Annotated in this window: 13 protein-coding genes and 1 pseudogene; 8 read left to right on the top strand and 6 right to left on the bottom strand. The window is 69.8% G+C overall.

What is annotated here, in order from left to right; genetic code table 11:
- The first annotated feature begins 11 nt into the window (after positions 1-11).
- The 7 genes and pseudogenes from tal (at position 12) to IE97_RS0127210 (ending at position 8,294) form a co-directional block, all read left to right on the top strand.
- Positions 12-1,157 (top strand): transaldolase, encoded by a 1,146-nt coding sequence (tal, locus tag IE97_RS0127180; protein WP_030245879.1) that lies wholly within the window; start codon positions 12-14, stop codon positions 1,155-1,157.
- Positions 1,154-2,821 (top strand): glucose-6-phosphate dehydrogenase, encoded by a 1,668-nt coding sequence (zwf, locus tag IE97_RS0127185; RefSeq protein ID WP_030245882.1) that lies wholly within the window; start codon positions 1,154-1,156, stop codon positions 2,819-2,821. Before tal ends, zwf begins: the two co-directional genes overlap by 4 nt.
- Positions 2,818-3,753, top strand: coding sequence for a glucose-6-phosphate dehydrogenase assembly protein OpcA (opcA, locus tag IE97_RS0127190; RefSeq protein WP_030245884.1), 936 nt, complete (start codon positions 2,818-2,820; stop codon positions 3,751-3,753). The genes zwf and opcA overlap by 4 nt, the downstream gene beginning before the upstream one ends.
- A pseudogene (pgi, locus tag IE97_RS0127195) lies at positions 3,746-5,269 on the top strand (glucose-6-phosphate isomerase); the annotation flags it as partial. The gene opcA and the pseudogene pgi, both read left to right, overlap by 8 nt.
- A gap of 20 nt (positions 5,270-5,289) precedes the next feature.
- Complete coding sequence (gene gnd / locus IE97_RS0127200; protein WP_030245890.1) at positions 5,290-6,174, top strand: phosphogluconate dehydrogenase (NAD(+)-dependent, decarboxylating); 885 nt, start codon at positions 5,290-5,292, stop codon at positions 6,172-6,174.
- Between the two features lie 4 nt (positions 6,175-6,178).
- Positions 6,179-6,766: a histidine phosphatase family protein gene (locus IE97_RS0127205; protein ID WP_030245892.1), complete on the top strand. Its 588-nt coding sequence runs from the start codon at positions 6,179-6,181 to the stop codon at positions 6,764-6,766.
- 58 nt (positions 6,767-6,824) lie between these two features.
- A complete protein-coding gene (locus tag IE97_RS0127210; protein WP_030245895.1) occupies positions 6,825-8,294 on the top strand; it encodes a hypothetical protein in 1,470 nt (489 codons plus the stop codon).
- Positions 8,295-8,937: 643 nt separating this feature from the next.
- Here the strand turns inward: IE97_RS0127210 and IE97_RS0127215 are convergent.
- The 5 genes from IE97_RS0127215 to IE97_RS0127235 all read right to left on the bottom strand — a co-directional run bounded on the left by IE97_RS0127215 (position 8,938) and on the right by IE97_RS0127235 (position 17,112).
- Entirely contained in the window at positions 8,938-11,229 is a 2,292-nt protein-coding gene (locus IE97_RS0127215) for a glycoside hydrolase family 3 N-terminal domain-containing protein (RefSeq protein WP_030245897.1), read from the bottom strand.
- A gap of 279 nt (positions 11,230-11,508) precedes the next feature.
- Positions 11,509-13,824, bottom strand: coding sequence for a glycosyl hydrolase family 65 protein (locus IE97_RS38745; protein ID WP_051705144.1), 2,316 nt, complete (start codon positions 13,822-13,824; stop codon positions 11,509-11,511).
- A 107-nt stretch (positions 13,825-13,931) separates the two neighbouring features.
- On the bottom strand, positions 13,932-14,819 hold the full coding sequence (locus IE97_RS0127225) for a carbohydrate ABC transporter permease (RefSeq protein ID WP_078603408.1): 888 nt from the start codon (positions 14,817-14,819) through the stop codon (positions 13,932-13,934).
- The gene (locus tag IE97_RS0127230; protein WP_078603409.1) at positions 14,816-15,775 is read right to left on the bottom strand and encodes a carbohydrate ABC transporter permease; all 960 of its coding nucleotides are present in this window, start codon (positions 15,773-15,775) and stop codon (positions 14,816-14,818) included. The genes IE97_RS0127225 and IE97_RS0127230 overlap by 4 nt, the downstream gene beginning before the upstream one ends.
- Entirely contained in the window at positions 15,775-17,112 is a 1,338-nt protein-coding gene (locus IE97_RS0127235; protein WP_199807051.1) for an extracellular solute-binding protein, read from the bottom strand. Before IE97_RS0127235 ends, IE97_RS0127230 begins: the two co-directional genes overlap by 1 nt.
- A gap of 438 nt (positions 17,113-17,550) precedes the next feature.
- Here IE97_RS0127235 and IE97_RS0127240 point away from each other — a divergent pair, with 438 nt between their 5' ends.
- Positions 17,551-18,639 carry a LacI family DNA-binding transcriptional regulator gene (locus tag IE97_RS0127240; protein ID WP_030245908.1) on the top strand — a complete coding sequence of 363 codons (1,089 nt, stop codon included), beginning with the start codon at positions 17,551-17,553 and terminating at the stop codon, positions 18,637-18,639.
- 691 nt (positions 18,640-19,330) lie between these two features.
- On the opposite strand, the gene IE97_RS0127245 is transcribed toward IE97_RS0127240, so the two are convergent.
- Positions 19,331-21,133 carry a bifunctional sugar phosphate isomerase/epimerase/4-hydroxyphenylpyruvate dioxygenase family protein gene (locus tag IE97_RS0127245; protein ID WP_030245917.1) on the bottom strand — a complete coding sequence of 601 codons (1,803 nt, stop codon included), beginning with the start codon at positions 21,131-21,133 and terminating at the stop codon, positions 19,331-19,333.
- Positions 21,134-21,246: the final 113 nt, after the last annotated feature.

Consider the following 21,246-nt stretch of genomic DNA (forward strand, 5'->3'; position numbering starts at 1 on the left):
CCCGAAAGAAGATGATCACTGTGACCGAAGCGACCGCGAGCGCGGGAGCACTGAAGCGCCTGTCCGACGAGGGCGTGTCGATCTGGCTGGACGATCTGTCCCGCCGGCGGATCGAGTCCGGCAACCTGGCCGAACTCGTCGCCACCAGGAACGTCGTCGGCGTCACCACCAACCCGTCCATCTTCCAGGCCGCCATAGGCTCCGGCGAGGGCTACGAGGAGCAGCTCGCCGACCTGGCGGTGCGAGGCGTCACGGTCGACGAGGCCGTCCGGATGATGACGACCGCCGATGTCCGTGCCGCCGCCGACGTCCTGAAGCCGGTGTACGACGCCACCGGCGGCCGGGACGGCCGGGTTTCCATCGAGGTCGACCCGCGCCTGGCGCACGACACGGCGGCGACCGTCGCCGAGGCGCGGCAGCTGGCCTGGCTGGTGGACCGTCCCAACGTGATGATCAAGATCCCGGCGACGAAGGCCGGTCTGCCGGCGATCACCGAGGTGATCGGCGCGGGCATCAGCGTGAACGTGACGCTGATCTTCTCGCTGGAGCGCTACCGCGAGGTGATGGACGCCTACCTCGCCGGCCTGGAGAAGGCCCGGGCGGCCGGTCTCGACCTGGCGGCCATCCACTCCGTCGCGTCCTTCTTCGTCTCCCGCGTCGACTCCGAGATCGACAAGCGGCTGACGCTGCTGGGCACGGACCAGGCCCTCGCCCTGAAGGGCAGGGCGGCCCTGGCCAACGCGCGGCTGGCCTACGCGGCGTACGAGGAGGTCTTCGGCGGGACGCGCTGGCAGGCCCTGGGCGGCGCGCGTGCGAACCGGCAGCGCCCCCTTTGGGCCTCCACCGGTGTGAAGGACCCCGCCTACAAGGACACCCTGTACGTGGACGAACTGGTCGCCCCCGGCACGGTCAACACCATGCCGGAGGCCACGCTGAACGCCGTCGCCGACCACGGTGACGTCCAGGGCGACACCGTCACCGGCGGTTACGCCCAGGCGCGTGCCGACCTGGCGGCCGTCGAACGGCTCGGCATCGCATACGACGAGGTGGTGCGGCAACTGGAGAACGAGGGAGTGGCCAAGTTCGAGGTGGCCTGGCAGGACCTGCTGGACGCGGTCACCAAGTCCTTGAACAGCAAGGGAGTTGACGCGGAATGAGCGAGGGCATCCCTCAGACGGCCGAGCAGGAGACCATCGGGAGCAAGGAGGAGAAGGAAGCCCTGGCGGCCCAGGAGGCGGCCGGGGTGGAGCAGACCGGGGTGAGCGGCCAGGCGGCCCCGCGCGCGGTGCACACCGACGTCGACTTCACCAATCCCCTGCGCGACCCGCGCGACCGCCGGCTGCCCAGGATCGCGGGCCCGTCCGGGCTCGTCATCTTCGGTGTGACCGGTGACCTGTCCCGCAAGAAGCTGATGCCGGCGGTGTACGACCTGGCCAACCGGGGCCTGCTGCCGCCGGGCTTCTCGCTGGTGGGCTTCGCCCGCCGGGACTGGGAGGACCAGGACTTCGCACAGGTGGTGCACGACGCGGTACGTGAGCACGCCCGGACCCCGTTCCGCGAGGAGGTCTGGCAGCAGCTCGCCGAGGGCATGCGGTTCATCCCGGGTGACTTCGACGACGACACGGCGTTCAAGCAGCTGCGCTCCGCCGTCGAGGAGCTGGACGCCTCCCGGGGCACCAGCGGCAACTACGCCTTCTACCTCTCGGTGCCGCCGAAGTTCTTCCCGAAGGTCGTGCAGCAGCTGAAGAAGCACGGGCTGGCGCACGCCGCCGAGGGCTCCTGGCGCCGCGCGGTGATCGAAAAGCCGTTCGGGCACGATCTGAAGTCGGCCGAGGAGCTGAACGCGATCGTGCACGACGTGTTCGATCCCGAGCAGGTCTTCCGCATCGACCACTACCTCGGCAAGGAGACGGTCCAGAACATCCTGGCACTGCGCTTCGCCAACCAGATGTTCGAGCCGATCTGGAACCGGTCGTACGTCGACCATGTGCAGATCACCATGGCCGAGGACATCGGCATCGGCGGCCGTGCGGGCTACTACGACGGCATCGGCGCGGCCCGTGACGTCATCCAGAACCACCTGCTCCAGCTGATGGCGCTCACCGCCATGGAGGAGCCCGCCGCCTTCGACGCCGCGTCGCTGCTCACCGAGAAGCTGAAGGTGCTCAAGGCCGTGCGCCTGCCGCAGGACCTGGGCCGGCACACCGTGCGCGGTCAGTACGCGGCGGCCTGGCAGGGCGGCACGAAGGTGAACGGCTATCTGGAGGAGGAGGGCATCGACCAGGCCTCCACGACCGACACCTACGCCGCCGTCAAGCTCCAGGTCGACAACCGCCGCTGGGCCGGTGTCCCCTTCTACCTGCGCACCGGCAAGCGGCTCGGCCGCAGGGTGACGGAGATCGCGGTGGTGTTCCAGCGGGCCCCGCACTCCCCCTTCGACTCCACGGCGACCGAGGAACTGGGCCAGAACGCGATCGTCATCCGCGTCCAGCCGGACGAGGGCATGACGGTCCGGTTCGGCTCCAAGGTGCCGGGCACGTCGATGGAGATACGGGACGTGACGATGGACTTCGCCTACGGCGAGTCGTTCACCGAGACGAGCCCCGAGGCGTACGAACGGCTGATCCTCGACGTCCTCCTGGGCGACGCCAACCTGTTCCCCCGTCACCAGGAAGTGGAAGAGTCCTGGAAGATCCTCGACCCCATCGAGCAGTACTGGGCCACGCACGGCAGGCCCGCGCAGTACGCCTCGGGCAGCTGGGGACCCGCGGAAGCCGACGAGATGCTCGCACGAGACGGACGGAGCTGGCGCAGGCCATGAAGATCGACCTGACCGACACCACGGCAAGCAAGATCAACAAGGCGCTGGTGCAGGGCCGCCGCGCCATCGGCACGCCCGCAGTGGGCATGGTCCTGACGATGGTGATCGTCACGGACGAGGAGAACGCCTACGACGCGATCAAGGCCTCCGAGGAGGCCTCGCACGAGCACCCCTCGCGCACCCTGGTCGTCATCAAGCGGCAGGCCCGCACCCCGCGGGACCGCCAGTCCTCCCGGCTGGACGCCGAAGTGCGGGTGGGCGCCGACGCGGGCACGGGCGAGACGGTGATCCTGCGGACCTACGGCGAGGTCTCCGACCACGCCGACTCGGTGGTGCTGCCGCTGCTGCTGCCGGACGCCCCGGTGGTGGTGTGGTGGCCGGTGGAGGCCCCGGAGGTGCCCTCCAAGGACCCGCTCGGGGCGCTGGCCCAGCGGCGGATCACCGACCTGTACGCCGTCGAGAACCCCCTGGAGACCCTCCAGGCCCGGGTCCGCTCCTACGCGCCCGGTGACACCGACCTGGCCTGGACCCGGCTGACGCCCTGGCGTTCGATGCTGGCGGCGGCGCTGGACCAGGCCCGGGCGAAGGTGACCTCGGCGGCCGTGGAGGCCGAGGCCGACAACCCGGCCGCCGAGCTACTGGCCCGCTGGCTGGAGGCACGGCTGCACGTCCGGGTCGACCGCGTGGTCACCGCCGGGCCGGTCGTGACGGCCGTGCGCCTGGGCACGGAGAAGGGCGAGATCCTCATCGACCGCCCCGAGGGGCCGGTGGCCACGCTGACCCTGCCGAACCAGCCGTCGCGCACCCTCGCGCTGAAGGTGCGTGCCACCTCCGAACTCATCGCCGAGGAGCTGCGGCGCCTCGACGCGGACGAGATGTACGCCATCGCCCTGAACGGCGAGGCAACCGAGGAGACCCCCACTCATGTCTGACTCCCCCTGGCTCCCGCGGCGCCCCGAGTGGGCCGCGCTCGAGGACCACCGCACGGACGCCCTGCCGCAGCCGGACCTGCGTGCGCTGTTCGACGCGGACCCCGGGCGCGCCGAGCGCTACGTCGTCCATGTGGGCGACCTGCGCATCGACTACTCCAAGCACCTGATCACCGACGAGACGCTGGCCCTGCTCCGGGAGCTAGCCACCGCCACCGACGTGTCCGGGCTGCGCGACGCCATGTTCCGCGGCGAACGGATCAACGTCACCGAGGACCGCGCCGTGCTGCACACCGCGCTGCGCGCCCCCCGGGACGCGGTGATCGAGGTCGACGGCGAGAACGTCGTCCCGGGCGTGCACGAAGTGCTCGACAGGATGGCCGCGTTCGCCGATCGCGTCCGCTCCGGAGAGTGGACCGGCCACACCGGCAAGCGCATCCGGAACGTCGTCAACATCGGCATCGGCGGCTCGGACCTGGGGCCGGCGATGGCGTACGAGGCACTGCGCCCGTTCACCGCACGGGATCTGACGTTCCGCTTCGTGTCGAACGTGGACGGCGCCGACCTGCACGAGGCGGTACGCGACCTGGACCCGGCGGAGACACTGTTCATCGTCGCCTCCAAGACGTTCACGACGATCGAGACCATCACCAACGCGACCTCGGCGCGCTCCTGGCTGCTGAACGGCCTCGGGGGCGACGAGAAGGCCGTCGCCGAGCACTTCGTCGCCCTGTCCACGAACTCCGAGAAGGTCACCGAGTTCGGAATCGACGTCGACAACATGTTCGAGTTCTGGGACTGGGTCGGCGGCCGCTACTCCTACGACTCGGCGATCGGCCTGTCCCTGATGATCGCCATCGGCCCGGACCGCTTCCGGGAGATGCTCGACGGCTTCCGCATCGTCGACGAGCACTTCCGCAACGCCCCCGCGGAGGCCAACGCCCCGCTCATCATGGGCCTGCTCGGCATCTGGTACGGCAACTTCCACGACGCCCAGTCGCACGCGGTCCTGCCGTACAGCCACTACCTGTCGAAGTTCACCGCCTACCTCCAGCAGCTCGACATGGAGTCCAACGGCAAGTCGGTGGACCGCGACGGCCATCCCGTCCAGTGGCAGACGGGACCGGTGGTCTGGGGCACCCCCGGCACCAACGGGCAGCACGCCTACTACCAGTTGATCCACCAGGGCACCAAGCTCATCCCGGCCGACCTGATCGGCTTCGCCCGACCGGTCGCCGAACTGAGCGACGAACTCAAGGCGCAGCACGACCTGCTGATGGCCAACCTCTTCGCACAGGGGCAGGCGCTCGCCTTCGGAAAGACCGCCGAGGAGGTGCGGGCCGAGGGCGTGCCCGAGGAGCAGGTGCCGCACCGCACCTTCCAGGGCAACCACCCCACCACCACGATCCTGGCCACCGAACTGACCCCGTCCGTCCTGGGCCAGCTGGTCGCCCTCTACGAGCACAAGGTGTTCGTGCAGGGCGCGGTGTGGAACATCGACTCCTTCGACCAGTGGGGCTCTTCGGGAAGTGAACTGACATGCAGATCGGTCTTGTGGGCCTCGGCAAGATGGGCGGCAACATGCGCGAGCGCCTGCGCAACGCCGGCCACACCGTCATCGGCTACGACACCAACCCCGAGAAGTCCGACGTGGCCAGCCTGGCCGACCTCGTCAACCAGCTGGAAGCGCCGCGCACGGTCTGGGTCATGGTCCCGGCAGGCGACCCCACCCAGCACGTCATCGACCGTCTGGCGGACCTCCTGAAGCCGTACGACACGGTGGTCGACGGCGGCAACTCCCGCTGGACGGACGACGAGAAGCACGCCGAGGAGCTGGGCAAGCGCGGCATCGGCTTCGTCGACGCGGGCGTCTCCGGCGGCGTGTGGGGACTGAAGAACGGCTACGCCCTGATGGTCGGCGGCGAGAAGGAGTACGTCGACCGGCTGCAGCCGATCTTCGAGGCGCTCAAGCCGGAGGGCCCCTACGGCTACGTCCACGCGGGCAAGGTGGGCGCCGGGCACTTCGCGAAGATGGTCCACAACGGCATCGAGTACGCCATGATGCAGGCCTACGCCGAGGGCTGGGAGCTGCTGGAGGCCGTGGACTCGGTGGACAACGTCCGCGAGGTGTTCCGCTCCTGGCAGGACGGCACCGTGATCCGCTCCTGGCTGCTCGACCTCGCGGTCAACGCGCTCGACGAGGACGAGCACCTGGAGAACCTGCGGGGCTACGCCCAGGACTCCGGTGAGGGACGCTGGACCGTGGAAGCGGCGATCGACAACTCCGTGCCGCTGCCCGCGATCACCGCCTCCCTCTTCTCCCGGTTCGCCTCCCGGCAGGACGACTCACCGCAGATGAAGATGATCGCGGCGCTGCGCAACCAGTTCGGCGGCCACGCCGTCGAGTCCGCGAAGAAGGCGTAACACCGTGGGCGATCTGCTGCTGGTCCGCCACGGCGAGACGGAGTGGAGCCGGAGCGGACAGCACACCAGCTACACCGACCTGCCCCTCACCCGGCGAGGTGAGGAGCAGGCCGGATCGCTCGCTCCGCTCCTGGCGGGCCGCTCCTTCGCGCTGGTCCTCACCAGTCCGCTCGCGCGTGCGGTGCGCACCGCCGAACTCGCCGGCCTGACGGGGACCGACCGGGACGCGGACCTGCACGAGTGGTACTACGGCACCTACGAGGGCGTCACCACCGAGGAGATTCACCGCGACCGCCCCGGCTGGAACCTGTGGACCGACGGCGCACCGCCCGGGCCCGACGGCCGTCCGGGCGAGTCCCCGGAGGAGGTCGGCAAGCGCGCCGACCGTGTGCTGGCCCGGGTGACGGCGGCGCTGCCCGAGGGAGATGTGCTGCTGGTGGCCCACGGCCACTTCCTCCGCGTCCTCACGGCCCGCCGCCTGGGCCTGACCCCGGCCGAGGGACGGCTGTTCCGCCTGGAGACCGGCACGGTCTGCCGGCTGTCGACCGAGCACGGACGGCCCGTCATCGCGGAGTGGAACACCAGGGCCTGACTCGTTCCGGCCGGGGGCTGGTTGACAGCACCCGGCCGGGGCGTCAGAGTCCCCGCTGATGGAGATCGACAACTTGACGCCCGCCGAGGAGCGGGTGTGGCGCGCCTTTCCGCGCGCGCAGGACGTGGACTTCCGGCAGTCGGCGGACGAGGACCCGGCGCGTGGCGCGGAGTGGGGCCCCGAACGGACCGTCCGCGCGTCCGTGTTACGGGCCCTGCTGCTGAGCGCGCCGCAGGAGGACGGGGAGATAGCCGCCCTCAGACTCGCGGGTGCGCGGATCACCGGGGTGCTGCGCCTCCAGTACGCCGACATCGACCACGCCGTGCGCCTGAGCGACTGCTTCTTCGAGGAAGCGCCCGTGCTGTACGGGGCGCGGCTGCGCCAGCTGAACCTGCGCGGGTCCGTCCTGCCCGGCCTGGTCGCGGCCACCCTGCGCGTGGACGGCGTGCTGCGCGTGTCGGGCTGCCGGTTCGAGGGGCGGCCGGTCCGCCTCGGTGGCGCGCAGATCGCCGGGGCGCTCTTCATGGACGGGGCCCGCATCGAAGGCCCCCTCACCGGTCAGCCGGCTCTCCAGCTCAACCACGTGACCGTCGGGGACGGTCTGTCGGCGTCGGGACTGCGCATCCGGGGCGAGATACGGCTGACCGGCGCTTCGGTCGCCGGGTCGATCACCTTCAACGAGTCCCGGATGGAGGTCGGGCCGGGTGAGCCGGCCCTGGACGCCGAGACGCTCGCGGTGGAGGGGGACGTCCTCCTGCGCCGCGTGGACGTGCGCGGCTGGATCGGCCTGCGGGGCGCCCGGATCGCGGGCCGCCTGGACCTGTCGCACGCGCGGCTGTCGAACCCCGGGGACGCGGCGCTGCGGGCCAGCAGCTGCACCATCGGGGAACTCTGGGTACGCAGGAGCCCGCCCATGGAAGGCACCCTCAACCTTCGCCGCACCCAGATGGACGTCCTGTTCCTGGAGCCGGAGTCGGTGCCCGACGAGGTCCTGCTCGACAGCCTCGTCTACACCTCCCTCTCCCCGCACGAACCCGCCGAACGCCGACTGGCGATGCTGGAGCGGGACGGCGAGGGCTATGTCCCGCACGCCTACGAGCAGTTGACCGCCGCCTACCGCCGGATCGGAGACGACGAGGCCGCACGTCTCGTCCAGCTCGCCAAGCAGCGCCGGCACCGCGGCACGCTGCCCTGGTACGGACGGCTGTGGGGCTACGTGCAGGACGCCACCGTCGGCTACGGCTTCCGTCCGCTGCGGGCCGCGGGCTGGCTGGTGTCGCTGCTGGTGATCGGCTCCGTCGCCTACGCGCTGCACCACCCCGAGCCGCTGAAGCCGGACGAGGCCCCGCAGTTCAACCCGGTGTTCTACACCCTCGACCTGCTGCTGCCGGTGATCTCCTTCGGGCAGGAGGGAGCGTTCGCGCCCGACGGCCGGTACCAGTGGCTCTCCTACGCCCTCGTCCTCACCGGCTGGATCCTCGCCACGACGGTCGTCACCGGCATCACCCGCACCGTCAGCCGCCAGTGAGGCCCGGACAGGGGCCTCTCCGGGGAAATACTGGGGTGTTACGCGATCCGACGCAGATCAGTGCAGCTCAGCGGCTGTTCAGGGGACGACAGCGCGTGCAACACATGTGGTGCCATCGCTGGTCGGGCGAACGAGCGACGGCATCACGTCGTACGTGGCGCCGCATGACACCAGCTCCGATCGGTAGACGTCAGCGGCGCATGGGCCGTAGGGAGATTCAGAGCGCCGACCGCGGTGTCCCACTCCTCCACCACCAAGTGGCGGAGCTGCGGGCGGAAGCACCCGGGCAGCCGTGCGGCACAATCATCGACGTCTTCCGGGCAGACGCACAGGACACGCCGGACGAACGGCCACGGCCCGTCCGAGCGCATGGGTGGGGACCAGGGCCTGTCCGGTCGGCGGGGAGGAACACCGGACAGGCCCTGGTGGATTCGGGGCGTCAGGGCGCATCAGAGGTTCTGAGGCGAGGAGGGCGGCCACACGCGCCGAGAGGTGGGATCGGCTGGTCTCGAGAGGTCGACCGCCCACAGGAGGTTGGTTGCCATTCGAAGACATGCCGGCTGGACGATATGCGGCGCCCCGCGCCGGTCCCCCATCACAGCGACGAGCCACCGCAGCTCGTTGAACCCTGGCAGGGGGGATGTCATGGCTGGCTCAGGGTGAAGCGGGCGCGAAGCAGGTCGGCGGCGCGTGAGCTGGGGCCCACGAGCAGGTCGAACGCTCCGGGCTCGACGATCCGGCGCCCTTCGGCGTCGACCAGGGAGCAACCCCCGGCGGGGACCGCCAGCCGGACCCGCACGCTGTCACCGGGTGGGACCGTGACCTGCCGCCAGGCCTTGAGTTCCCGCTCCGCCCAGGTGACGCTCGTGACCGAGTCGCTGATGTAGGCCTGCACGGTCTCCAGTACCGGCCGAGCGCCGGTGTTGGAGACGGTCACCTCGGCGCGAACCACGCCGTCCAATGCCACGACTTCATCGAGGACGGCCAGGTCGGAGTATTCGATCGTGCTGTAGGACAGCCCCTCCCCGAAGACGAAGAGTGGTTCCTGCGTCAGGTCGGCGTAACGGTCACCATGCTGGCCGCGCACCTGGTTGTAGTAGACGGGCTGCTGCCCGGCATGGCGTGGCACTGACAGGGGCAGGCGTCCCGACGGCTCGATGAGACCGAGGACGAGCTCGGCCACCGCCTGGCCGCCTCGCATGCCCGGGTTGAACGCCTCGATCAGGGCTGCCGCGGCCAGCGCGGCGTCGGGGAGTACCGAGGGCTTGCCGTGGACCAGCACCACGACAACGGGTGTGCCGGTGGCGACGAGCGCTTCGAGGAGGGCGACCTGTCCGCCCTGCAGTTCCAGGGTCGCGGTGGAGCAAGCTTCACCCGTCAACGCGACGGTGTCTCCGACGACGGCGACGACGTAGTCAGCCGCACGCGCGAGGCTCACCGCCTCCGCGATCTGAGCCTCGTCGACGAGCGCGGGCGCGAACAGGGGCGGACGTGGCTGCCCGTCGGGGTACACCGGTCCCTGCGGGTCCGGCACGAGGCGCCCGATGTCGGCGCCGCGGGCGTAGGTGACCGTCCACCCGTCGGGGACGGCGGCGCGGAACCCGTCGAGCACCGTCGTGACGGTCTCGCGCGGGTGCCCGTCCGGCATCCAGTCCACTTGACCGGAGGCGCCGGCCCAGTCGCCGAGCATGGCCTGCGGGTCGTCGCCGTTGGGGCCGATCACGGCGATCGTGCGAGAGCCCCCGGCGGTGACGGTGTGGCCCTCACCCTCTACGGTCAGTCCGCCGTCGAGGGGCAAGGTGCCGTCGTTGCGCAACAGCACCAGGGACCTCCGGGCGAGTTCGAGGTTGAGGGCGGTGTGCTCGGCGCACCCGATCACGTCGGCCTGGCGTTCGCGGTCCGGCGCGCGGGGGTCCTCGAACAGCCCCAGTTCCAGCTTCAGTTTCAGGATCCGCCGGACCGCCTCGTCGATCTCCTCCTCCCGCAGCCGCCCCTGGGCGACTGCTTCCTGGGCGCCCTCGAAGAAGTCCGGCGTGGTCATCACCAGGTCGTTCCCGGCCTGGACCGCGACCGCTGCGGCCTCCACCGCGTCCGCGCAGACCTTCTGCTCCCACACCATCCGGCCCACGTTGTCCCAGTCGGTCACGAGCGTGCCGGTGAACCCCCATTCGCCCTTGAGGACGTCGTTCAGGAGCCACTTGTTCGCCGTGATCGGGACCCCGTCCATCGCCTGGTAGCCGAGCATGAACGTGCGGCAGCCCTCGCGAGCGACCCTCTCGAACGGCGGCAGGAACCATGAGCGCAGCTTGCGTCGGCTCAGGTCCGCCTCGCTCGCGTCGCGTCCGCCCTGCGTCTCCGAGTAACCCGCGAAGTGCTTGGCGCAGGCCAGAATCGCTGTCGGGTCGTCCAGTCCCGCTCCCTGGTACCCGCGGACCATCGCGGCACCCAGCTCCCCGATGAGCAGTGGGTCCTCCCCGAAGGTCTCGTTCACACGGCCCCAGCGCACATCGCGGGTGATGCACAGCACCGGCGAGAAGGCCCAGTGGATGCCCGTCGCGGCGACTTCCACCGCGGTGGCCCGGGCCATGCGCTCGACGAGGTCGGTGTCCCAGGTGCAGGCCATCCCCAACTGCGTGGGGAAGATCGTGGCACCCGGCCAGAACGAGTGGCCGTGGATGCAGTCGTCAGCGACGAGCAGCGGTATCCCCAGCCTGGTGGCTGCCGCCAGTTCGACGGCAGCGCGCATGCGCTCGGGCGAGGCATGCAGGATCGAACCGGCCATCTTCGTGGCCACGGCTTCCTCCAAGTCGCCCCGAGCGTCCAGTTGCAGCATCTGTCCGACCTTTTCCGGCAGCGTCATGCGGGCGAGCAGATCCTCGAGGCGTTCCTCGAGCGGTCTCGAAGGATCCCGGTAGGTCGGCGAGGCTGTGGCCATTGAGCCCCCGGGGCGGTCGGGGCGAGAGGGGATCTCCGATCCTGCCTGCTGGCACGCAGTCGCCGGGTTCCGGTGTGCTGCTGAACTCATGAGTTCGATCTCCTGGGAAGCTGTCGAGACGGCGCATCCGGGTGTCGTCGCCCTCGGCCTGATGCGCCGCCACTACGACTCTTGATGGCCGGCTTGCGGCAAGCGGCAACCGCGAAGTGGATGGTCAGGCAGTGGCCGGATTGCCTGTCGCGGCACCGGTGGACGCGGAGAAGGACCGCGAGCTTGCGGTCACACTGACCTCGGCGCGTCGGCGAGGTCACCGGTGGGCAGCGGGTCAGGCCGCCGGCGGGTTGGCAGGATCAGCGGTGCGCCCTGACGCAGTGGGTGTGTCGCGCCCGCGACCTCGACTGTCGTCGGGAGGCCTCCGGTCAGCGTGATCGTGGTGTGCTCCGGGCCGATCGCGACGTCGAACTCGCGTCCCTGCCACAGCATCCGGCGCAGGGTGAGGCCGTGCAACTGAGGTGGCAGGGTCGGGTCGAGCCTGAGCCGGTCCTCACGCCAGCGCATCCCGCTGAAGCCGTAGAGGAACACCTGCAGGAAACCGCCCTGTCCGGTGGTGAACGTGAAAGCGCCTCCGTGACGTTGCTCGGCGAACTGGTTGAACGGTCCGCGTATGAACGGGTCCACGCTGCGCCGCATGAAGTCGTAGGCCGCGGACCCGGGCGTACCCAGTGCGGCGTGGGCGATGGAGTGGATGGAGTCGGTCATGGACGGGCCGTCGGGGTCGGTGCGCGGCACGTAGTAGTCGAGATCGTTCCGCGCGACCTCGGCGGGCATGGGGTGCTCCCAGGGGTACTGCAACATCACCACGTCGGCCTGCTTGACGGTGTCGCCGTCGTAGCCGTCGTACTGCGGATGGATGCCCAGATCCTCGTCGAACGGGACCCGCAGGCCGTCGGCGACCCGGTCCCACTCGGGGTCCGCGGCCACGCCCACGACCTTCGCCGCCCGGGTGGCGATCCGCAGGGTCTCCGCGGCCGCGACGTTGGTGTACACGCTGTTGTCGACCGGGAAGTGGTATTCGTCCGGGCCCATCACCTGGTTGATGCCGTAGCCGCCGGCAGCATGGGGAACGGCGGAGCTCACCCAGAACTCGGCGGCACCCTGCAGCACCGGCCAGGCCTTCTCGGCGAGCCAGTCGCGATCGCCGGTCGCGAGGTAGTACTGCCAGTGGGCGAGGGCGACGTCGGCGGTGATGTGGTGCTCGAGGTCACCCATCTCGAAGCCGGGTGGGGTCTGCTCGTCTCCGTGCAGCGCACTCTCCCAGGGGAACCTCGTACCCGCGAACCCCGTTCGGGTCGCGTACTCCTGGGCCGCGGCCAGACGCTGCTGGCGATAGGTGTTCATACCCGCCGCGATGTCCGGGTGCTGGGCCAGCAGCGCTGGATACATCCAGGTCTCGGTGTCCCAGAAGACGTGCCCGTTGTAACCGTCGCCGGACAGACCGCACGGGGACAGGCTCCAGTCCACCCCGGTGCGGGTGCTCTCCAGCAGGTAGAACATGCTCGCGCGGACCTGCAGCTGCAGCACCGGGTCCCCAAGGACCTCGATGTCGGCCCGCCACAGGTCGGCCCACGCCGCCTCGTGCTCGGCCAGCAGGCCCCCGTACCCGGTGCCCGCCGCGTCCGCCGCGGCGGCGCGAGCAGCCGACAGCGGGTCTTCGCAGTCCTGGGAACTGGCCACACCGACGTACTTGGTGACCGTGTACGTGCTGCCGGCCCGCACATCGAAGGTGGCCCGCACACCGACCGACTGGACCTGGTCCGTCTCGCACTCGGCGACGTGTGCCGCCACCCCGGCGGGCAGTCCCAGTCGCGACGCGAGCGCTGCCGTGATACCCGTGCCGAGCGTCGTCACCGTCTCGTACGACTCCGCCGCCGTACCGTCGTAGCCCTTGCTCGACCGTTCGGTCAGCCTTGCGCTGGTCCCGTCGAAGACCCCGGACACGCGCGCCCGGCCACTCCAGTGCGGGGTGAAGGTGAGCTGGACCGCGGCCACCCGATGCCGGGACCGGTGGACCAGCACCTGGTAAGTGAGATCGGTGCGGCGGCCCGCCGGTGAGGTCCACGTCGCTTGTGTGGTCAGCAACCCGGCCCGCAGGTCCAGTGTCTGCCGGTAGTCGCTGACCGCTCCCTGCTCCGGGGCGTCCTCTTCACCTGCCCGTGCCGCCTGCGGCAGCCGTCCGTAGGTGCCCGACTCGTCGGAGAAGGCGAGCGTGGACCAGGTCGGGATGTTCGCGTACTTCTCGATCAGGCCGTCCTGGGCGAAGAACCCGGCCAGGTGCGCTTGGGTTTCGATCGGCGTCGTGGCGTATCCCGTCCCCGCCGCGGGGATCCGGCCACCGAAATAGCCGTTGCCGAGGAAGGTCGGCGCGTAGTCGTCGCCGGTTTCGGTGGTGCTGAGCGTCCACCCGGCGTCAGGCCGGGACATCTCTGTGGCGGTGGTCGTGTGGTCGCCGTGACCGGGAGGAGCGTGCTCGGACCGCGCGGGTGCCGGGTCGTGGGTGGGGTTGTCCTGGTCGGAGGGATCTCCGTGGGGGGTCATGCGTGCCCTTCTCTGATGGGTGTTGTCGTGGAGTGCATGGGCTGGGAGCGCTGGCCGGCCTCGGCGTGGCCCGCAGTTCGAGAACCGGCCTTACGCACGTGCGTGGCTCAGGACTTGGAGCCGGACAGGGCGATGCCTTCGACGATCTGGCGTTGCGCGAACGCGAACACGATCAGCATCGGTGCGGCCAGCAACGTCGTGGCGGCCATCAGCGCGGGCCAGTCAGAGACGTACTGGCCCTTGAACTGGTTGACCAGCAGCGGCAGCGTGAACTTGTCGGAGCTGTTGAGGAAGATCAGCGGGAAGAAGAAGTTGTTCCACTGGGCGAGGAAGGTGAAGATCCCCAACGCCGTGAGAGGGGTGCGCAGCAGCGGCAGGATGATCGTCACGAACGTGCGGACCCGGCCGGCGCCGTCGAGCTGGGCGGCTTCTTCCAACTCCCGGGGGATGCCTTTGATGTACTGGCGTAGCAGGAAGACGCCGAAGGCGTTGAACAGCGCCGGCGGCACGATGACCGCGGCATGGGTGTCCACCCAGCCCAGCCAGCCCATGATGATGTACAGCGGGATGATCGTGAGCTGGCCGGGGACCATCATGGTCGCGAGGAAGACCATGAACAGCGGGCGGCGGCCCCAGAAGTCGATCCGCGCGAACGCGTAGGCGGCCATCGCCGAGGTGAGCAGGGAGACCGCGGTGACCGTCAGCGCGATGTAGGTGCTGTTCCAGAACCCGCGGACGAAGTCGGCCCCGCCCAGGGCGGTGCGGTAGCCCTGCTCGGTCCAGTCCTGGGGCAAGAGCTTGGGCGGCTGCATGAAGATCTCGCCCAGGGGTTTGAACGAGGAGAACAGCATCCAGGCGAACGGCAGCGCCATGCCGATGGCGCAGACGAGGAGGACCGCGTGCAGCAGCAGTTTGCGACGGGCGGGCCGGCCGGAGCCGGAAGCGCCCTTGGCGGTCGTGACCGTGCGGCTGACGGTGTTGGAGAAAGTACTCATTCTGTGTAGTGGACCCATCTCTTCTGGGCTGCGAGCTGGCAGCCGGTGACTAGGAGCAGGGCCAGGAACAGGAGGAAGGCGAGAGCCGATGCCGCCCCGAAGTTGAACTCCCCGAAGGCGATCCGGACCACCTCGTAGACGATGGTGCGGGCGGAGTCCGGAGCCCTGTCGTCGAAGAAGACGTAGATGTAGTCGAACACCTGGAAGGAGCCGATGATCGAGGTGATGGAGAGGAACAGGATGGTCGGGGACAGCAGTGGGATGGTGACGTGCCGCAGCTTCTGCCACTCCGAACAGCCGTCCAGCACGGCGGCCTCCAGGAACGAGCGGTCGATGCTCTGCAGCCCGGCCATGAACATGACCAGCTGGTAGCCCAGGCCCTGCCAGATCCCGACGATCGCGAAGGCCGGGATGACGAACCGGGCGTCCTGCAGCCAGTTCGGCGCGGGCAGTCCGATCCCGCGTAGCGCGTTGTTGACCGGGCTGATGTCGGGGTTGAAGAGCCACAGCCAGATCGCCGCGACCGCAACCGAAGAGGTGATCACCGGAGCGAAGAACGCCAGCCGGTACACCGGGGTCAGCTTGCCGGCACGCTGCATCAGCAGGGCGAAGAACAATCCCGTGAGCATCAGTCCCGGCACCTGCAACACCGTGAACCAGACGGTGTTGACCGCCGAGCGCTGGATGCGCGGGTCGGACATGACCTCCGTGAAGTTGGACAGGCCGACGAAGGACCGGGTGCCGAACCCGTCCCAGTGGTAGAACGCCAGCACCAGGGCGAACAGCAGCGGGCCGACCATGAACACCACCAGCCCCAACAACTGGGGCGCCAGGAACAGGTATCCCGCGGCCGTGTCCCCGCCTCGCCGACGCCGGCTCCGGCGGTCCGGGTGGGCGTCCGGGTCCGCGGCCGTCAGCCGCGCCCGGGCCCGGGAACCGGCGCTGCTGACGGCCATCAGGCGCCCCCGTTGATCAGCTTGACCACCTTGCCGCTGAACGAACGCGGCGTCTCGTTGCCCGCCTTGAGCATCTTGTCCACCATCACCGGGAGCTCTCGGGCGACCTTCGCGTTGCTGGCGATCGCGCTGGGGACGGCGTAGCCCTTGGCCGCGACGTCGTTGAACAGGCTGCCGTGCGCGGGAACGTTGCCCTCGGTGACGACGTCGTCCAGACCCTTGATCGACGGCACCGCGTTGCCGCCGCCGGACAGGCGGAACCTCTGCCCCTCGGCGTTCAGGAAGTTGCCGAGGAACTCCAGCGCCTTGGCCTGGTTCTTGGACTTGGCGTTGACCGACAGCGCCGCCGTGTTGACCGGTACCGGCATGACGTCCTTACCGGACAGGGAGGGCAAGGGGGCGATATCGAAGCCGAACTTGACCTTTTTCATGTTCGGCAGGATGACGCGGGGGTAGGTGAGGCAAGCCAGCTGCCCGGCGTAGAACAGCACGTCAGGGCCCTGTCCCTGCGGGAGGGCGCCGGAGTAGGTGATGTTTCCCGACTTCAACTGCTCGAACAGCCACGCCAGCGCCTCCTGGGACTTGGGGTCGGCGTCGAACACCGCCTTACCGGACTCGTCGAAGAGCGTCCCGCCGAAGGTGGACATCCAGCCGAACCAGTCGAACCAGTTGCTGCCATTGAGTACCAGACCCCTCTTCTTGGTGGAGCGGACCTTGTCGAGCAGGTCGGTCAGCGCGTCCTGGGTCCAGGTGCCCGCCTCGAACCGGGCAGCCGGGTCGGTACTGACGCCCGCCTCGGCCAGGAGGTCCTTGTTGAACCAGAACACCAGCGGACTGCAGTCCACCGGCAGCCCGAACAGCCCGGGGCTGCCGTCCGCGGGCCTGCACCACCGGTACAGCCCCTCGTGGAAGTCATCGAGCTTGACCGCGGCGTCGCCACTGTCCAGGTAGTCGGTGAGGTCGAGCACCTGCTTGGTCTCGATCAGCTTGGCCATGTAGATGTCACCGACGTAGAAGGCGTCCGGAGCAGCGCCGGCCGACAGTTGCGGCAACAGCTTGGAGAGGTAGTCACCCACGACCTGTTGGTAGGTGACCTTCACGCCCAGTTCCTTGGTCATCTCCTCGGAGAACCGACGGAACACCTCCGACTGGGGCGGCCCGTCCCAACCCGCCCACTTCAGTCCAGGTCCACCCGCTGCGGAACTGCCGCCGCATGCCGCGAGCGCGGGCGCGGCGGCCAGACCGAGACCGGCGAACATGCCCGCCTTGAGGAGGTTGCGTCGGTCCATGGCCGAGGCGGCAGCCGCCTCCCTGATCACGTTCTTGCGTCTGAACACAGTCGTCCCTTCCGCTGGCGGTACGTCGCCGTAGAGCAGCCCTTGTTCGTTTCGCCGCGTCACGGCGCCTGGTCGAGCTTGTGGGCGCAGGTTCGCGGGCCCTCGGTGTCATCGGTATGACTTCTGTGTTACCGATAAAACGGGGACCGTAGGGGCGTTTGCCACAGCAAGTCAAGAGGTCTGCGTCGATGAGCCGGCGACCGTCGGCGTGCCGCCCACACCCGCGCATCACGAGGAGGGGCCCGGCGCCATCGCTGACTAAATCCCGAAATACCCACTGGCCTCGCTGGGTTCATCGCGACGCAAGGCATGCCCGTGACACGCCGAGGGACGCTCCCCGAGGGTTTGCAGCGATCTTGCGGCCTGATCGGCGCAACGATACGGACGGGCGAATCGAGCATCTTGACTGTCGCGCTTGCCGCCCACCAGAATGAGCGAATGGGTTTTACCGATCAACCATCGGTTCCGCAGCGTGGCCGCAAACCGGCCGCCAAGGGGACGTCCGGGTCGTCAAGGCCGACCATGGCCATGGTGGCGGCGCGGGTGGGAGTCTCCAAGCAGACCGTTCACTACGCCTTGAACTCACCGGACCGTCTCAGCCCAACAACGTTGCGTCGGGTCCTCAAAGCGGTGGACGAGTTGGGTTATCGACCCAACCAGGCTGCGCGTTCGCTGCGAACGCAGTCTCCACGAGCCGTGGGCTTTCGGCTGTTGCCGACCACCGAACGTCAGTCGGGCGGGGTATGGGCGAGCTATCTCTACGAACTCTCGGTGGCGGCGCACCGAGCCGACCACGCGGTCTTCTGCCACCCCGCCGCCACCGACGAGGAAGAGATCCAGGTCGTCCAGGAGGCCTTCAGCACGAACACCGTCGACTGCTTCGTGATCACTTCCATCCAGGATCACGACCCTCGTATCCCTTTCCTGCTGGAACGCGGCATTCCTTTCGTCTCCTTCGGACGCCCCTGGGGTCATCCCATGTCGGACACGTGGTGGGTCGACGTTGACGGCGCCGCCGGTCTGGAGCAGGCCGTTGACCATCTCGCCGAACGCGGTCACCGGCGCATTGCCTACTTGGGCTGGGACGGGTCCAGCGGGTTCGGTGACGACCGGGAGTCCGGCTGGCGCCGCGCTATGCGTTCACACGGCTTCTCGACCCGTGATCTCGCGGCCCACGGGCCCGACGAGATCAGCACGGGCCGGGAGCTCGCCGGCCGGCTCCTCGACAGGAAGACGCCACCGACAGGATTCGTGTGCGTCAGCGACACGATCGCGATCGGTGCGCTCCGAGCGTGCCAGGAGCGGGGGCTGGCCCCCGGCCGTGACGTCGGCGTCGTGGGATTCGACGACAGCGTCGGCGCACGCTTCGTCGACCCGGGGTTGACCAGCCTCGCCCAGCCACTGGAACTCGTCGCACGACACACCATGCGCCTTCTCCTCGACCGGCTCAAGGACCCAGACGCCAAGGCCGAACAGGTCTTGCTCCGGCCCACCCTCGTGGTCCGGGACAGCACCGTACCCCGATGAGTCCCCAGCCAGGCTTGGCAGCTGCAGTGCGCTGCCGCCTCAACGCGCACGGACGGTCATGCGCGCGGAACATCTCCCCGAGCCGCTCAGCACCCGTCGACGTCTCCCTGGGGACGGAGCTGTGGCGTGCGCGGTCGTCACCGTCCCGCCTACGGCCCGCCCGACCCGTGCGGTGAGGGCACCCGATCGGACCGCAACCCGCACTCGCTTCGGATCTGGGAAAGAGTGTGGCGCCTGCGAGTCGAGGCCCTTCTGCCCGAGCACGGCCTGCACCTCACCGGGACGCCGCCGGCATCCACGACGTTCGACGCGAACGCCCGGCGAGCCATGTGCGAGCCCACCCGCCTGCCGCCCTCGCCCGGGCTTCCGCCGGGAGGTCCCGGCTGTCGACGAGCTCGTAGATGTGCCCGAGCACCGGCATCGGGCGCCTCCCGCACCGACGCCGCGTACGACAGCGACCTGCGCACAGCGATGAGCACCCGGTTGATGCGGTGCTCACCCCGTACCGGGACGGCACCCGGCCCCGGCCGCACCACTGGCACCACCCGGTCCCGTGGCGCCTGGCGTGCACTTCAGCCAGACCATGAACAGACCCAGGTCGCGCCCCGTCGCCGTCCGCTCCCGGCGCCTCGACCGGCACCACCCCGGATGGAGCGCGACACCGGAGACCAACGAACCCACCTCACCCGCGTCACACCACAGCGAACCCACCCCGGGAGAAGGTGTGCTGCGCGGCCAGCCGTACCGGTGCGTTCGCGGCGCCGTAGCCCCGGTAGCCGTCGTCCCGCTGGACCAGTTCGAAGAAGACCCGGCCGACGGTGCGGGTGTAGCAGTGCCGGAACACGCCGTGGGCGTCGCGGTCGTAGAGGATGCCGAGGTCGCGGTAGGTCTCCAGCTCGCCGTCGGCGAACTCGAAGCGGGCGGCGAGGTCGTCGTAGTAGTTGGCCGGGACGGGCAGCAGCGTGCCGCCGGCCTCCCGGAAGCGGCGGGCCGAGGCGACCACGTCGTCGGTGGCCAGGGCGATGTGCTGGGCGTGCACGGTGTCGTCCGTGGGCGCGGCGCCGACGGTGAGGGCGATCCGGACGCTGCCGTCGGGGTTGGTGACCGCGCGGCTGCGCATCAGACCGTAGGGGTCGGCGACGTCCACGCTCTCCTGGGCCGTCAACCCGAGCACGCCGCGGTGGAACAGGGCCGCCTCGTCGAAATGGTGCCAGGGCTGGGTGAGGGCGAGGTGGTCGATGCCGCGGAGGTGCGCCGGCTCGGGCGCCTGGCCGGTGTCCTCGAAGTCCGACCGCCAGTCGGGCAGGTCCGGGCGGCCGGTGGCGCAGAAGAAGAGCTCCGTGCCGTCGGGGGCGGCGACCGCGTCGAGCGGGGCGTCCCCTGGTGCCCGGCGGCGCGGCAGGACGGGTGCCAGCAGTGCCTCGGCGCGCCGGGCCGCTCCGGCCGGGTCCGGTGACTCCAGCCCGATCGCAGCGAGTTGGGTGCCGTCCCGGCGCACGGCCGCCCCGGTGTTGACGAGGATCCGGGCGTCCCCCTGCTCCCACAGGTCGACGGGCTTGCCGCGATGCCGGGCGGCGCGGGTGAAGCCGAGGGCGCCGAGCAGGGTGGTGAGGGGTTCGGCGTCAGGGGTGACCAGCTCGGCGAAGGCGACGCCGGTGGGGACGACGGGCTCGGGCAGCGGGGCCCGGCCCACCGTCTCCTGAAGCACCAGCAGGGAGCGCCGGGCGTCCACGGCGGTCGGGCCGGCCGCGGCCTGCCGGAAGACGTCGTTGAAGACCTCCAGCGAGAGCGGGCCGTCGTAGCCGGTGCGCAGCACGTGCCGCAGCAGCCCGGCGACGTCGAAACCGCCCTGCCCGGGGAAGCAGCGGTAGTGGCGGCTCCACTGCAGGACGTCCATGGCGAGCAGCGGGGCGTCGGCGAGCTGGAGGAAGAAGATCTTCTCACCGGGGATGTCCTCGATGCCCTTGGGGTCCGTGCCGCGGGAGAGGATGTGGAAGCTGTCCAGGCAAGTGCCGAGGGCGGGATGGCCGGCCGACTCGACGATGCGCCAGGCGTGGTCGTACGTACTGACGTGCCGGCCCCAGGCGAGCGCCTCGTAGGCCACCCGGACGCCGGACTCCCGGGCGAGGTCGGCGAGCCGGCTCAGCTGCTCGGCGGCGAGGGCGTCGTCGTCCACCGCCTGCGGGGAGACGCTGGAGCAGACGAGGACCGTCTCGGCGCCGAGTCTGCGCATCAGCTCGAACTTGTGCCGGGCCCGCCGCAGGTTCCGGGCGAACTCGGCCTCGGGGACGGCCTCGATGTCCCGCATGGGCTGGAAGAGGTCGATGGTGAGGCCGAGGTCGGCGCAGCGGGCGCGGATCTCCTCTGGGGCGAGAGGACTGGCCAGCAGGTCGTTCTCGAAGATCTCCACCCCGTCGAAACCGGCCCGGGCGGCGGCCGTGAGCTTCTCGGTGAGGGAGCCGCTGAGGGAGACGGTGGCGATGGACGTGCGCACGTCGGTACCTCTCTCTGGTTCCGGGCCCCTGGAGGGCCTGTCCTTAGTTCCCCGTCGTCCGCGTGGAGGACGGGCGCAACGGCGTGCGGTGCGTGCCCTCGGCGTGCGGGGTC

The sequence above is a fragment of the Streptomyces sp. NRRL S-455 genome, from assembly GCF_000717875.1.
Taxonomy (GTDB): Bacteria; Actinomycetota; Actinomycetes; order Streptomycetales; family Streptomycetaceae; genus Streptomyces.